10 protein-coding genes and 1 pseudogene are annotated in these 13,756 nt (G+C 63.8%); 10 read left to right on the forward strand and 1 reads right to left on the reverse strand.

Going from position 1 to position 13,756, the window contains the following annotated elements:
• Complete coding sequence (locus VITFI_RS18285) at positions 1-2,319, forward strand: putative bifunctional diguanylate cyclase/phosphodiesterase (protein ID WP_198301794.1); 2,319 nt, start codon at positions 1-3, stop codon at positions 2,317-2,319.
• Here the strand turns inward: VITFI_RS18285 and gshA are convergent.
• Positions 2,273-3,799: a glutamate--cysteine ligase gene (gene gshA, locus VITFI_RS16260; protein ID WP_089418213.1), complete on the reverse strand. Its 1,527-nt coding sequence runs from the start codon at positions 3,797-3,799 to the stop codon at positions 2,273-2,275. The genes VITFI_RS18285 and gshA overlap by 47 nt on opposite strands.
• A 132-nt stretch (positions 3,800-3,931) precedes the next feature.
• Between gshA and VITFI_RS16265 the strand changes: the two genes are divergently transcribed.
• From VITFI_RS16265 to VITFI_RS18555, 9 genes and pseudogenes are all read left to right on the forward strand, one after another.
• A complete protein-coding gene (locus VITFI_RS16265; RefSeq protein ID WP_089418214.1) occupies positions 3,932-4,837 on the forward strand; it encodes a hypothetical protein in 906 nt (301 codons plus the stop codon).
• A 207-nt stretch (positions 4,838-5,044) separates the two neighbouring features.
• Positions 5,045-6,022 carry a transporter substrate-binding domain-containing protein gene (locus tag VITFI_RS16270; RefSeq protein ID WP_089418215.1) on the forward strand — a complete coding sequence of 326 codons (978 nt, stop codon included), beginning with the start codon at positions 5,045-5,047 and terminating at the stop codon, positions 6,020-6,022.
• 105 nt (positions 6,023-6,127) lie between these two features.
• The gene (locus VITFI_RS16275; protein WP_089418430.1) at positions 6,128-7,171 is read left to right on the forward strand and encodes a type II asparaginase; all 1,044 of its coding nucleotides are present in this window, start codon (positions 6,128-6,130) and stop codon (positions 7,169-7,171) included.
• A 37-nt stretch (positions 7,172-7,208) separates the two neighbouring features.
• Entirely contained in the window at positions 7,209-8,063 is an 855-nt protein-coding gene (locus VITFI_RS16280) for an amino acid ABC transporter substrate-binding protein (protein ID WP_089418216.1), read from the forward strand.
• 78 nt (positions 8,064-8,141) lie between these two features.
• Entirely contained in the window at positions 8,142-8,888 is a 747-nt protein-coding gene (locus VITFI_RS16285; protein WP_089418217.1) for an amino acid ABC transporter permease, read from the forward strand.
• Positions 8,885-9,562, forward strand: coding sequence for an amino acid ABC transporter permease (locus tag VITFI_RS16290; RefSeq protein ID WP_198301795.1), 678 nt, complete (start codon positions 8,885-8,887; stop codon positions 9,560-9,562). The genes VITFI_RS16285 and VITFI_RS16290 overlap by 4 nt, the downstream gene beginning before the upstream one ends.
• Positions 9,563-9,595: 33 nt before the next feature.
• Complete coding sequence (locus VITFI_RS16295) at positions 9,596-10,330, forward strand: amino acid ABC transporter ATP-binding protein (protein WP_089418218.1); 735 nt, start codon at positions 9,596-9,598, stop codon at positions 10,328-10,330.
• Between the two features lie 1,683 nt (positions 10,331-12,013).
• Positions 12,014-12,319, forward strand: a pseudogene (locus VITFI_RS18965) (ATP-binding protein); the annotation flags it as partial.
• Between the two features lie 88 nt (positions 12,320-12,407).
• The gene (locus VITFI_RS18555; RefSeq protein ID WP_089418220.1) at positions 12,408-13,748 is read left to right on the forward strand and encodes a sigma-54-dependent transcriptional regulator; all 1,341 of its coding nucleotides are present in this window, start codon (positions 12,408-12,410) and stop codon (positions 13,746-13,748) included.
• Positions 13,749-13,756: the final 8 nt, after the last annotated feature.

Genomic DNA, 13,756 nt, shown 5'->3' on the forward strand with positions numbered 1-13,756 from the left:
ATGATTTCCCTTCGCATCACCGCGATCTTCCTGCTGTTCGGAACGGTCTGGGTGCTGGCCTCCGATTGGCTGTTGGATGTGATCGTCACCGACCGTCAAGCTTGGTTGACGTTGCAGTCGCTCAAAGGACTGTTGTTCGTGAGCCTGAGCGCGCTCATCATTTGGTACTTGGTGCGGCGGGCAGAAACCGCGTGCCGGCATCTGGAAGACGAGCTGCGCGCACAAAACGAACAACTGCACCAGATTTTGAACGTGTCCCCGGCGGTGGTGTACTCGCTGCGCTTGGAACCCGAGGACTACACGCGCCACCAAGTGCAGTTCGTCAGCGAGCAAATCCAGGCCATGACGGGTTTCAGCGCCGAGCACTGCCGCACCACTCCCGGCTGGTGGGAAAGCCAAATTCATCCGGATGACGCGGCGCTCTTTTACGCCAGCCTGCCCAGTTTGTTCGGCCAAGGCAGCCTGCAAGTGGAGTACCGCGTGCGCCACGCCAATGGGCGCGATGTCTGGATTTGCGACCGCATGGTGCTGCTGCGCGATGCCCAAGGCCGCCCGCGCAGTGTGGTGGGTGCGTGGTTGGATCAGAGCGCACACCGCCAAGTGCAAGCCCATGCACGGCTCATCGAACAGGTGTTCGAGTCCAGCCAGCAAGCGATTTTGATCACCGATGCGCGTGGCCGCTTCTTGAGCGTCAACCACGCTTTTACCCAAATCACGGGTTACACCCAGGATGAGGTTCTCGGCCATACCCCGGCCATCCTCAAGTCAGGCCGCCAAGATCAGGTGTTCTACCAAACGATGTGGCAGCAAATTTTGGAGGATGGCCGCTGGGAAGGTGAAATCTGGAACAAGCGCAAAAACGGCGAGCTTTACCCGGAATGGCTCACTGTCAGCGCCATCCATGACGAACAGGGCCATGTGCGCCAGTACCTGGGCATCTTCACCGAGACCTCCAGCCGCAAAGCCGCCGAAGAGCGCATCCAGCGCCTGGCCAACTACGACCCGCTCACCGACCTGCCCAACCGCACCTTGCTGGCCGACCGCGCTCGGATCCTGTTCAGTGCAGCAGGCCCCAAAGAACATGCTGTGTTGGTGCAGCTCAACTTGGATCACTTCAGCGGCATCAACGAATCCCTGGGTCACGAGGCGGGGGATGCCGTGCTGCGCGAACTGGCCACGCGCCTGACCCGCGCACTGCGCCCCGATGCCACGGTGTGCCGCCTTGGCGCCGACAACTTCTTGCTCCTGCTGCCGCGCACCACCGCCAGCGAAGCCAGCCAGATCGGCGTGCGCTTGATGGCGGTGGTGGCCGAGGCCCTGCCGGTGGCCGGTCAAGTGCTGCGCCTGAGCGCCAGCATGGGCGTGGCCCAGTTTCCCGAAGACGGCTCGGATCTCACCCAATTGGCCCAGGCCGCCGAATCGGCGGTGCATCAAGCCAAACGCGATGGGCGCAACACGCTGCGGTTCTTTTCGCGTCAGGCCCAAGAGCAAGTGCGCGAAACCCTGGCCGTGGCCCGCGATCTGCACTGGGCGGTGGAGCGTCAGCAGTTGGTGCTGCACTACCAACCCCAAATCGATGTCGAGACACAGCGCATCATCGGCGTGGAAGCGCTGGTGCGCTGGCTGCATCCGACCTGGGGCATGGTGCCGCCAGGGCGTTTCATTCCCGTGGCCGAAACCCTGGGGCTGATCCAAAGCATCGGCACCTGGGTGCTGCGCGAAGCGCTGCGCCAAGTGGCGCAGTGGCGTGCTCAAGGGCTGACGCTGGTGCCGGTGGCGGTCAACCTGTCGGCGGTACAGTTTCGCAACCCGGCGCTGCGCGACATGCTCATCGACGCCCTGCGCGAGTACAGCCTGCCCGCCCACCTGCTGGAGCTGGAGTTGACCGAAAGTGTGGCCATGGAAAACTCCAGCTTCACCATCGCCACCATCACCAGTTTGAAGCAGCTCGGGGTGCAACTGTCGATCGACGACTTCGGCACGGGGTACTCCTCGCTGGGCTACCTCAAGCGTTTTGCGGTGGATCGGCTCAAGATCGACCAGTCCTTCGTGCGCGGTCTGAACTACGACCGGCAGGACGAGGCGATTGTTCACGCCGTCATCAGCCTGGCGCACAGCCTGGGGCTGCGCACGTTGGCCGAAGGGGTGGAAACCGCCGAACAGTTGGCCTTCCTGCGCCAAAATGGCTGCGATGAGGCCCAAGGCTGGCTGTTTGGCCATGCCATGGATGCTCAAGCCTTGGCCGAACGCTTGGCGCGTCAAGGACAGCCCGTCACGCCGCTGGTCGCAGCCCCGCCACCGCCAAGTAGTCCTGCATGAACTCCTCGAAAGTGCCGGCGGCTTCGGCTTCGATGCGCGCTTGCTCCAGCAGCGACTCTCGCGCCAACCCGCGCCAATGCGCTTGACGCGCCACCGGTAAGGGTTCTGCCAACCAGTGCTGGCGCACCGCCTCAGAGCGGGCCATGACAAAACGAGCGTGCTGGCCCGCATGGTGGGTTTGCATGGCCTCCAGCACCTGGGCCGATGGCAGGCGTACCGGCTCGGCCAACGCGGCCAGCGCGGCGGCCACCCCTTGCTGATGGACATCCCCCCCGCCCAGCACCTCGTCCAGCGCCCGGGCGATGGGCTCGCACGCCTGCACCAATTCGGTGGCCCATTCGAGGGCCGGCTGGGTCATGCCGGCGCGTTCCAGCAACAGCCCGGGCTGGCGTCCATACCCGGCGATGCGGTGTTGGTTGCGACCGAGGGCGGCAATTTCTTCGGGCGTGTCCGGTGGGCTGTCGCTGAGCAGGCAGTGGAGCAAGAAAACGTCGAGAAAACGCGCCGTGCCCACGCTGATGCCCGTGGGGCAAAACGGATCCAAATCCATGCAGCGCACTTCCACGTACTCGACCCCGCGTTCGCGCAGGGCGTGCAGCGGGCGCTCCCCGCTGCGAATGGTGCGCTTGGGGCGGATGGTGCCGTAAAACTCGTTTTCAATTTGCAGCAAGGTGGTCGAGAGCTGCTGCCACTGGCCATGGTCGTTGCGCAAGCCGAACGCTTCGTAGGCGGGATAAACGCGGGTCATCGCGTCTTCCAGGGCCGTGCCGTAGCCGGCCAAATCGTTGTAGCTCACGCGCAGCGAGGCTTGGGCTTCACTCTGATAGCCCAAACGCCCCATGCGCAGCGACGTGGCATGCGGCAAGTGCAGGGTGTGCTCCCCCAGCGGTTGCAACCCATGCGGCAGGCCCGCCACAAAACTTGCCCCCACCGCTGGGGACGCCCCAAACAGCAGCAACAGCAAAAAGCTGTGCCGCCGGAAATTGCGGATCAGGCCAAAGTAGTCCGCATCACTGACGCCGGGAATCGACCAGTTGTAGTGAATCCCTGAGATGGTCTGCATGCGCCGACCGTAACGGTGACCCAAACCTCGGCGATACACCGTTTTGGCCCGGCCAATGTGCGAGCGCCCATACTGGCCCAATGGAATGTCGGCATCGGCGGGCAGTTTGCAGGGCATGGAGGAGACCCACATGCGTTCGTCCCCCAGCGCTTGGGTGACGACTTGGTGCAACTCGCCCAATTCAGCGATGACCGCTGAGGCGCTGGCGTGGGCGCCGGTCACCAGTTCGAGCTGGGCCTCGCTGAAATCCGTGGTGATGTGCGGATGGGTCAGGGCCGAGCCCAGGGTGATCGGATGCGGAGAAAACGCCAGCTTGCCGCCGGGCAGGGTGCGCAGACTCTCTTTTTCCACCCCACGGCGCATGCCGCGCAGGCGTTCGGGCGAGAGTTGTCGAATTTTTTGATGGAGGGAAGACATCCCGTGCCTCCTCAAGGGAAAGGGATTGCCATTGGACGCGATTTGTGCGTCAGTGGTGTGCCAGCGGGTTTTGCACCCTGGTGCGTTTTGACCTGCGGCAGTTTTTCAGGCCCCTTTGTCGGGAGATCCTCGATGCACCCCTCGCTTTCACACGCACGGCTCAGCCTGCTCACGGGCCTGAGCCTGTGGGCGGCCAGCCAATCGCTTCATGCTGCCCCAGACACCCAAGCTCCGGTGCTGCGAGCATTCGCAGTCACCACCCCCACGGTGGATGTGAGCCAACCCGGCGCCACCATCCAGGTGAACCTGCGCGCCACCGACAACCTCTCCGGCGTCCTCACCCTGGCGTTGAGCCTGAGTTCACCCGATGGCCAGCAAACCGTCGAGCGCTGGTACAGCTTGCCAGCGCCACGCACGCTGACCACGCTGTCGCTGTCGGTCGGGGCGCCCACTGGCCAAGGTGGGTTGAATGGTCACAGCGCAGCCGGGGTGTGGAAAGTGCGGCAGCTCCAACTCATCGACGCCAATGACAACGCCGTCACCTACCGTTATCCCGCACTGGCGGCCTTGGGGCGGGCCACGTTCCACGTCACCAGCCCCCAAGCGGACACCACGGTGCCCGAGTTGGTGTCTGGCAGCTTGAGCACTTCGGCGCTGTCGCTGTCGAGCCGGGTGCCGGGCACGCAAAAACCGCCGTATGTCAGCGCCACCTTGCGCCTACGCGACCCCGGCGACGTGGCTTCAGCGATTTCGGGCATCCGCTGGGCCCAATTGGTGCTGTGCAAACCCGACGGTTCCGGGAATTGTTTGGAACGCATCGACCTGGCAGCAGAAGCGCCTTTGCTGGGATTGCCACAGGCCGCACTCCAAATCGGCAGCGCCTTGCCGGAAGGAGTGACGCCTGGGGAATTCCACATTTTCAGCGTCACGGTGCTGGACATGGCGGGCAACTCGCACTGGATGCAATCCACCGCGTTCCAAGGAGAGGTGGACTTCAGCCAGTATTTCCCTCGCACCACCTTGACGCTGCGGCCCTGATCCCCCAGCGGCGATTCGGTTTACCGGACTGCCCCGCACCCCACTTGGCGGAAAACCGTCTGGGGCGGCTGCCGCCCGTGGGCTCCCCCGGCCCGCGCCACCGCACACGCCCACACCGCTGCTTCAAAATCAATCAGTTACCGCACTTTGAGGTGGCAGCAAGCGGAATCGCTGCGGGCTGGAACGACTTGTGCATAAGCTGAGCCCATGATCGCGCACAGCCTCACCTTGACCTCCTGCCCACGCAGTCGCTCGCCGCGTGTGGCCGCGCTGTTGCGCGCACTGGGGGCCGTGCTGGTGTTGGAGCTGCTGTTTGCCCTGGTACTTGCCCTGGGCCTGCCCCAACCGGCTCACGCCCAAGACACCCTGACGCGCATCGCCGAAACCGGCACGCTGCGCTTGGGACACCGCGAATCGTCGGTGCCGTTTTCGTATTACGACACCCGTCACCAAGTCATTGGCTATTCGCACGACTTGGCGTTGCGCCTGGCCGACGTCATCAAAGCCGAACTCAAACTGCCCGCGCTGACCCTGAAGCTGGTGCCGCTGACCTCGCAAAACCGCATCCCGCTGGTGCAAAACGGCACCGTCGATTTGGAATGTGGTTCCACCACCCACAACGCCGAGCGGGCGCGCCAGGTGGCGTTTTCGGTGTCGATTTTTGTCGTCGGCACGCGGCTGATGGTGCGACGCGATTCGGGCATCCAAGGGTTTGACGATTTGCACCACCGTCGTGTGGTCGTCACCGCCGGCAGCACCTCGGAAAAACAACTGCGGCTGTGGCGCGAGCGCAGCAAGGTGGATGTGGAGATCATCACATCACGCGAGCATGGGGTGTCGTTTCGCGTGCTCGAATCCGGCCAGGCCGATGCTTTCATGCTCGACGACGCCTTGCTCTACGGCGAACGGGCCAAAGCCACCCGGCCCGACGATTGGATTGTCGTCGGCCAGCCCATGGCCCAAGAGGTCTATGGGTGCATGATGCGCCGCGACGATGCTCCTTTCAAACGCATCGTCGATAAGGGCCTGACCCACTTGCTGCAATCGGGTGAAGCGCTCAAGCTCTACCAACGCTGGTTCCAGCGCCCGATCCCGCCCAAGGGCCTGAACCTGAACTGGCCCCCCTCCGAGGCCCTGCTCCAGCTCTACCGCACCCCGTCCGACCGGCCACTGCCGGCACCCTGAGCCACCCGCGCCTGGGTGATCCACCTGGGTTTGTGCGGGGGTTTTTCTTCTGTCCTTGGAGTTCTCGTCGTGATCGCTTCCCTGTCCCGTTCCCTGCTGCGTTCGATGACCGCCGCCTTGGCCGCCCTCGGCCTGGCTGCCGCTGCCCTGGCCGCCGACAAACCCCAAGTGATGGTGCTGGCCACCGGTGGCACCATCGCCGGCGCCGGTGCCCAGGCCGCGAACAGCGCCACCTACCAAGCGGCGAAGGTGCCCGTGGACAAACTGCTGGCCGGTGTGCCCGAGCTGGGCAACGTCGCCCAAGTGCGGGGTGAGCAGGTGTTCCAGATCGCGTCGGAGAGCTTCACCAACGAGCATTTGCTGACCCTGGCCAAGCGCGTGGCCGCTTTGTCCAAGCAAGCGGACGTGGACGGCATCGTCATCACCCACGGCACCGACACGCTGGAAGAAACCGCCTACTTCCTTCACCTGACGGTGCGCACCAGCAAGCCCATCGTTGTGGTGGGTTCGATGCGCCCGGGCACCGCCCTGTCGGCTGATGGCACGCTCAACCTGTTGAACGCTGTGACCGTCGCCGGGGACGCCTCGGCACGCGGCAAAGGCGTGCTGGTGGTGATGAACGACGAAATCCACACCGGCCGCGACGTGGCCAAGACCGTCAACATCAAAACCGAAGCCTTCAAGAGCCCCTGGGGCCCGCTGGGCATGGTGGTGGAAGGCAAGAGCTTCTGGTTCCGCGCCCCGGCCAAGCGCCACACCGTGAACTCTGAGTTCGACATCGACAAGATCACCGCCCTGCCCAGCGTCGAAATCGCCTACGGCTCGGGCAACGCCAGCGACGTGGCCCCGCGTGCCCTGGCCGCCGCCGGTGCCAAAGCGCTGGTGTACGCCGGCACGGGCAACGGTTCGGTGTCCAAACAAGTGGTGCCGGCGCTGCGTGAATTGCGGGCGCAAGGGGTGCAGATCGTGCGTTCGTCGCGTGTCAATGGTGGCGGCTTTGTGCTGCGCAACGCCGAGCAACCCGACGACCAATACGACTGGGTGGTCGCTCACGATCTCAACCCGCAAAAGGCCCGTATCCTGACCTCGGTGGCCCTGGCCGCTGGTGCCGACAGCAAGGCGCTGCAACGCATCTTCCTGGACTATTGATTCGTCCCCTCCCCCTTCACGACAAGGAGAACTGCGCATGAACAAGATCACCGCCCTGACCCTGGCCGCCCTGCTGGCCGCTGGCGCCGCCCAGGCCGACACCCTCAAGAAGATCAAGGACAGCGGCAGCGCCACCCTGGGCGTACGCGAGTCCTCGGGCGCCCTGTCTTACACGTTGGGCGACGGCAAGTTTGCTGGCTTCCACGTCGAGGTGTGCCAGCGCGTGCTGGGGGACATCCAAAAATCGCTCGGCCTGGCCAAGCTGGATGTCAAGTACCAGCCGGTGACCTCGCAGAACCGCATCCCGCTGGTGCAAAACGGCACCGTCGATCTGGAATGCGGCTCGACCACCAACAACCTGGCGCGCCAGAAGGATGTGGCGTTCGGCGTGACCACCTACGTCACCGAAGTGCGCATGGCCGTCAAGGCCAACTCGGGCATCACCAGCATCAACCAGCTCAACGGCAAGAAGGTCGCCACCACCACGGGCACCACTTCGGTGCAAACCCTGCGCAAGCATGAACGCGCCACCGGCGTGAACTTCGAAGAAGTGTTCGGCAAGGACCACGCCGACAGCTTCTTGCTGCTGGACTCGGGCCGCGCCGACGCCTTCGTGATGGACGACTACATCCTGGCCGGCAACATTGCCAAGGCCAAGAACCCCGCCGATTTCAAGCTGGCGGGTGAAGTGCTGGCGGTGGAGCCCATCGCCGTCATGTTCCGCAAGGACGACCCGGCGTTCAAGAAGGCCGTGGACGACTCGCTCAAGGCCCTGATGAAGTCCGGCGAGCTGGCCAAGATCCTGGGCAAGTACGGTCTGCAACCGGGCGAGGCCACCAAGGCCGCCTGGGCCACGCCGAACGACAACCCGGCTGAGTCCTACAAGAAGTGATGACGTGACCGGAGTCCCCGCCGCCCGCAGTGGTCGGTGGGGCTTTGGCCCCCTGCAACAAAGACAAGGAGCAGCAGCGTGGCAAGTTGGGATTGGGAAGTGTTCTGCAAGAACACCCTGGACGGGGAGGTGATACCGCGCTGTTTCGGCGAAGGCGGGGACATCACTTACTTGGATTGGATGCTGTCGGCGTGGGGCTGGACGGCCTCTGTGTCCGGCCTGGCGCTGCTGGTGGCGCTGGCCATGGGCGTGCTGATGGGCATTTTGCGCACCACACCGAGCCGCGCCCTGGTGTTCATCGGCGACGCTTGGACGGAGTTGTTCCGCAACATCCCGGTGCTGGTGCAGGTGTTCCTCTGGTATTTCGTGATTCCGGAATTCATTCCGCCGCTCAAGAGCCTGCCGAGTTTCGTCCTCGTGGTGCTGGGGCTGGGTTTCTTCACGTCGGCGCGGGTGTCGGAGCAGGTCAAGGCCAGCATTCAGAGTTTGCCGCGTGGCCAGCGTTACGCCGGCTTGGCGCTGGGCCTGACGCTGCCGCAAACCTACCGCTATGTGCTGTTGCCCATGGCGCTGCGCATCGTCATCCCGCCATTGACCAGCGAGAGCATGGGCATCGTGAAAAACTCGTCGGTGGCGTTTGCTGTGTCCGTGGCCGAGCTGACGATGTTTGCACGCCAAGCCCAGGAAGAAACCTCACGCGGCATTGAAATTTACCTGGCCGTGACGGCGCTGTATTTCATCACCTCGATTCTGGTTTACCACGTGGCGCACTTCATCGAAAACCGCGTGCGCATCCCCGGCCAACACCACGGAGGCAAGGCATGAGCACCGGCCTGAATCTCGACTTCGGTTTTCTCACCGCCGACGTGCTGACGAGCTACGTCAGCAAAGGGTTGATCTTTTCCATCGAACTGACGCTGGTGGTCATGCTGGGCGGCATCGTGTTGGGCACGCTGCTGGCCTTGATGCGCCTGTCCGACAAACCGCTGCTGGAAAAACCGGCCACGTTCTACGTCAACACCATGCGGTCGATTCCGCTGGTGATGGTGATTTTGTGGTTCTTCCTGCTGATCCCGCTGCTGACGGGCCAGCCCATGGGTGCGGAGCTGTCGGCCCTCATCACCTTCACGCTGTTTGAGGCGGCCTATTACTCGGAGATCATGCGCGCCGGCATCCAAAGCATTCCCAAGGGCCAGGTTTACGCCGGCTACGCCATGGGCATGAGCTACGCGCAAACCATGCAACTGGTGGTGCTGCCGCAGGCGTTCCGCAACATGATCCCGGTGTTGTTGACGCAAACCATCATCTTGTTCCAAGACACCAGTTTGGTTTACGCCATCGGCGCCTACGATCTGCTCAAGGGGTTTGAGCTGGCGGGCAAGAATTTCAACCGCCCGGTCGAAACCTACCTCGTGGCCACGGTGGTTTATTTTGCGATTTGTTTCTCGCTGTCGATGCTGGTCAAGCGTTTGCAGAAGCGCATCGCCATCATCCGCTGAACCCGCATCCGTCAAAATTCAGGAGTTTGAGCCGTGATCGAAATCAAGAACGTCTCCAAGTGGTACGGCAGCTTCCAAGTGCTGACCGACTGCACCACCACCATTCAAAAAGGGGAAGTGGTCGTGGTGTGCGGGCCTTCGGGCTCGGGCAAATCCACCCTCATCAAGACTGTGAACGCGCTGGAGCCGTTCCAAAAGGGGGACATCGTCGTCAACGGCGTGAGCATCGCCGACCCGAAAACCAACCTGCCCAAACTGCGCAGCCACGTCGGCATGGTGTTCCAGCACTTTGAGCTGTTCCCGCACCTGTCCGTGACCGACAACCTGACGCTGGCCCAAATCAAGGTGCTGGGCCGCAGCAAGGACGACGCGCTGAAACGCGGCCTGAAAATGCTCGACCGCGTCGGCCTGATGGCGCACAAAGACAAGTTCCCCGGCCAGCTCTCCGGCGGCCAACAGCAGCGCGTGGCGATTGCACGGGCGCTGTCCATGGATCCAATCGTCATGCTGTTTGACGAGCCGACGTCGGCGCTCGACCCGGAAATGGTCGGCGAAGTGCTGGACGTGATGGTGCAACTGGCCAACGAAGGCATGACGATGATGTGCGTGACGCACGAAATGGGCTTTGCCAAAAAGGTCTCGAACCGGGTGATCTTCATGGACAAGGGCCAAATCATCGAAGACTGCACCAAGCAAGAATTCTTCGGCCAACCGGAAGCCCGTTCGCCCCGGGCCAAGGAATTCCTCTCGAAGATTCTGAACCACTGAGCACCTGGGCGGCCCTCCCCGACCTGCCGCAATGCGCGACGCCCCCCCTTCCGCCAGCGATTCCCAAGCGTTTTCCACCCGCTGGCCCGGCTGGCGGCGCGGCTTGGCCCTGTTGTTGGCCCTGCTGTGGTTGGCTGTGGCGGGCTGGGCAGGCTGGATGTTGAGCCTGCAACAAGGCACGGGGGTTTTGCACCAAGAAGTCGGGCATCGGTTGGATCTGTTCGCCTCGGCGGTGGAAGGCGTGATCAAACGCCTGGAACCCGTGCCTGCCACGGTGCAGCTCAATCCGCAGGTGTTGGCCTTGCTGCGCGCCGCCGAGCGCGAGCAGGATCGGCGCGACCACCTCGTGGCCGTCAACGGTTATTTGTGCGCCGCCTCAACGCCCACCTGGGCAGCTTGGCGGTGTTCGTTCTGGACGAACGCGGCACCGTGCTGGCCTCCAGCAACAGCACCACCACCCCCGGCCCGGACGACGACAGCCGCATCGGGCAAGACCTGTCGTTTCGGCCCTATTTTTTGGATGCTCTGTCGGGTCGCGTGGGGCGGCACTTTGCCATCGGCGTGGGCACGGGTGAACCGGGTTATTTTGTTTCGCATCCGATCCGGGATGGCGCCCGCGTGGTCGGCGTGGCGGCGATCAAAATCAGCCTGGTGCCGGTCGAACAAACCTGGGCACTGCTGGGCGCACCGGCCCTGCTGGCGGACACCAACCAGGTGGTCATCCTGTCCTCTCAACCGGAATGGCGTTACACCACGTTGACCGACCCGAGCGCTGAACAGCGTGTCGATTGGCAACTCAGCCGGCTGTACGAAGGCGAGAAACTGCGCCGCTTTCCCCTCGATGTGCGCATGACGGTGGACGAAGACAGCCAGGTGCTCGAAGGCGTCTTACCCGGCGCCGGCACCTTGACCACGCAACCGCGTGCCGGCAACGGCGGCAGCTTCGGCATGTTGGTGCTCGGCCGGGTGCTCGATGGCATGGACTGGCGCCTGATGCTCTTCGCCGACCTGCGCACGGTGCGCAACCAAGCGGCGCTCACAGGATTGTTGACGGCGGTGGCCGCTGGGTTTGTCGGCTTGCTGGGGCTGTACTGGAACCAGCGCCGACGCATCGTGCGGCAAAAACTGCGCGCCCAGCAGATGCTGCAAGACGCCAACGCCGAGCTGGAAAGCAAAGTCGCCCGCCGCACCCGCGCTCTCACCGAAACCAATGTGCGCTTACGCAAAGAAGTGGCCGAGCGCGAACAAGCCGAACACACCCTGCGCGCTGCTCAAAACGAGTTGGTTCACGCGGCCAAAATGGCGGTGCTCGGGCAGTTGACCACCGGCATCACGCATGAATTGACGCAACCGCTGGGGGCGATTCGCACCCTGTCCGGCAACGCCAGCGAATTTTTGCGCCGAGGCGACACCAAAGCCGCCGGCAACAACCTGGCCATCATCGCCCGGTTGGCGGATCAGATGGGGGGCATCATCCAGCCACTCAAGGGGTTTGCACGCAAGTCCGAACCGCAGCCGCAGGCCACCGACGTGGCGCACGCCCTCGGTAATGCGCTGTTTTTGATCCGCAAAGAGCAGGTGCAGGTGCTCAACAGCGCCGAGCCGGGGCGGGTGATCGCCTGGTGTGACCCCAACCGCTTGGAGCAGGTGCTCATCAACCTGATCGGCAACGCCCTGGACGCGATGCACGCCAGCCCCACGCGCACCCTGCGCCTGAGCACCGGCTGGGGTGAACCCGACGCAGCGTTGAACGACACCCAGCGGGTGGCGCAAGCCGTGGCCTTGGCAGCGGCGGCCCCCGCCGAAACGTCGGCGAGCGTGCGCCACGTTTGGGTACGGGTGGAAGACAGCGGCACCGGCTTTGCCCCGGCGCAGCAGGCCCGCTTGTTTGAGCCGTTTTTCACCACCAAAGACGCCGGCGCGGGGCTGGGTTTGGGGCTGGCGATCTCGCGGGACATCGTGCGGGCCTTCGGGGGCGATATCCTCGCGCACAGCCCGACGAGCGACGGTTCACCCGGTGCCAGTTTCACCGTGCAGTTGCCCGCCGCTCCCCCCTCGCCCCCGACACGCCCAACGCATGACAACCGAACTCTCCGTGCTGCTGGTGGAAGACGACATCCACGTTCAACTGGGCTGCATGCAAGCGCTGCAACTGGCCGGCCTGAGCGTGGATGCGGTGGACACCGCCGAAGCCGCCCGCACCCAACTCCGCCCCGGTTTTGCCGGCGTGGTGGTGACCGACATGCGCTTGCCCGGCGCCGACGGCCTCAGCCTGGTGCGTCACTGCCACCAAATGGAAGCCGACCTGCCGATCATCATGATCACCGGCCATGGCGGTGTGAGCTTGGCGGTCGAAGCCATGCGCAGCGGCGCTTACGACTTCATCCCGAAACCGTTTTCGCCTGAAGTGTTGGTCGAGGTCGTCAAACGGGCGCTGGAAAAACGTCGGCTGACTTTGGAGGTGGCCTCGCTGCGGCGGGCGCTGGCGGCGCGGGATGATCTGTCGGGCAAGCTGGTGGGCATTTCGCCGCAAATCGAGCGCGTGCGCAAACTCATCACCGAGGTGGCCGATTCGCCGGTGGATGTGCTGATCCGAGGCGAAACCGGCACCGGCAAAGAAGTGGTGGCGCGGGCGCTGCATGATTTTTCGCGCCGTCGGTCGGCGGCCTTCGTCGCCCTGAACTGCGGCGGCGTGCCCGACACCTTGTTGGACAGCGAACTGTTCGGCCACGAAGCCGGCGCCTTCACGGGGGCACAAAAAAAACGCATCGGCAAAATCGAGTACGCACACCAAGGCACGCTGTTCCTCGACGAGCTGGAAACCATGCCCACCGGCATGCAAATCAAGCTGTTGCGGGTGTTGCAGGAGCGTGTGGTGGAGCGCCTGGGCGCCAACCACGGCCAGCCGGTGGATGTGCGCGTCGTCGCCGCCACCAAAGACGATTTGCTGCAACGCGCCAAAGAAGGCAGCTTCCGCGCCGATTTGTATTACCGGCTCAACGTCATCACCCTGGATTTGCCGCCGCTGCGCGAACGCCGCGAGGACATCCCGCTGCTGCTAGAGCATTTTTTGCTGCTGGCCGCCAGCCGCTTCCAACGACCGCAGCCGCAGGTCAGCACCCAGCAGTTGCACCGGCTGATGGCCCATCCCTGGCCGGGCAATGTGCGCGAGCTGCGCAACGTGGCCGAATGTTTGGTGCTGGGCGTGCCGCAGGCGGTGCTGGGCGAGTCCACCACCGCCACCGGCCCCAGCCTGGCCGAAACCGTGGACGGATTCGAGCGCAGTTTGATTGCCGAAGAACTCAAGCGCCAAGGGGGCAACATCGCCCGCACGGCCAAGGCGCTGCGCGTGGCCAAAACCACGTTGGCCGACAAGGTGCGCAAATACAGCTTGGGAAGCGCTGACGGCGCTGCGTGAGTGAACCG

Source organism: Vitreoscilla filiformis (genome assembly GCF_002222655.1).
Lineage (GTDB): Bacteria > Pseudomonadota > Gammaproteobacteria > Burkholderiales > Burkholderiaceae_C > Ideonella > Ideonella filiformis.

Excerpts from the sequence above, each read along its gene's own strand:
- VITFI_RS16290 (WP_198301795.1), top strand. The coding sequence starts at position 8,885 with ATGAGCACCGGCCTGAATCTCGACTTCGGTTTTCTCACCGCCGACGTG.
- VITFI_RS18285 (WP_198301794.1), top strand. The coding sequence starts at position 1 with ATGATTTCCCTTCGCATCACCGCGATCTTCCTGCTGTTCGGAACGGTC.
- gshA (WP_089418213.1), bottom strand. The coding sequence starts at position 3,799 with ATGTCTTCCCTCCATCAAAAAATTCGACAACTCTCGCCCGAACGCCTG.
- VITFI_RS16275 (WP_089418430.1), top strand. The coding sequence starts at position 6,128 with ATGACCGCCGCCTTGGCCGCCCTCGGCCTGGCTGCCGCTGCCCTGGCC.
- VITFI_RS16280 (WP_089418216.1), top strand. The coding sequence starts at position 7,209 with ATGAACAAGATCACCGCCCTGACCCTGGCCGCCCTGCTGGCCGCTGGC.
- VITFI_RS16270 (WP_089418215.1), top strand. The coding sequence starts at position 5,045 with ATGATCGCGCACAGCCTCACCTTGACCTCCTGCCCACGCAGTCGCTCG.
- VITFI_RS16265 (WP_089418214.1), top strand. The coding sequence starts at position 3,932 with ATGCACCCCTCGCTTTCACACGCACGGCTCAGCCTGCTCACGGGCCTG.
- VITFI_RS18555 (WP_089418220.1), top strand. The coding sequence starts at position 12,408 with ATGACAACCGAACTCTCCGTGCTGCTGGTGGAAGACGACATCCACGTT.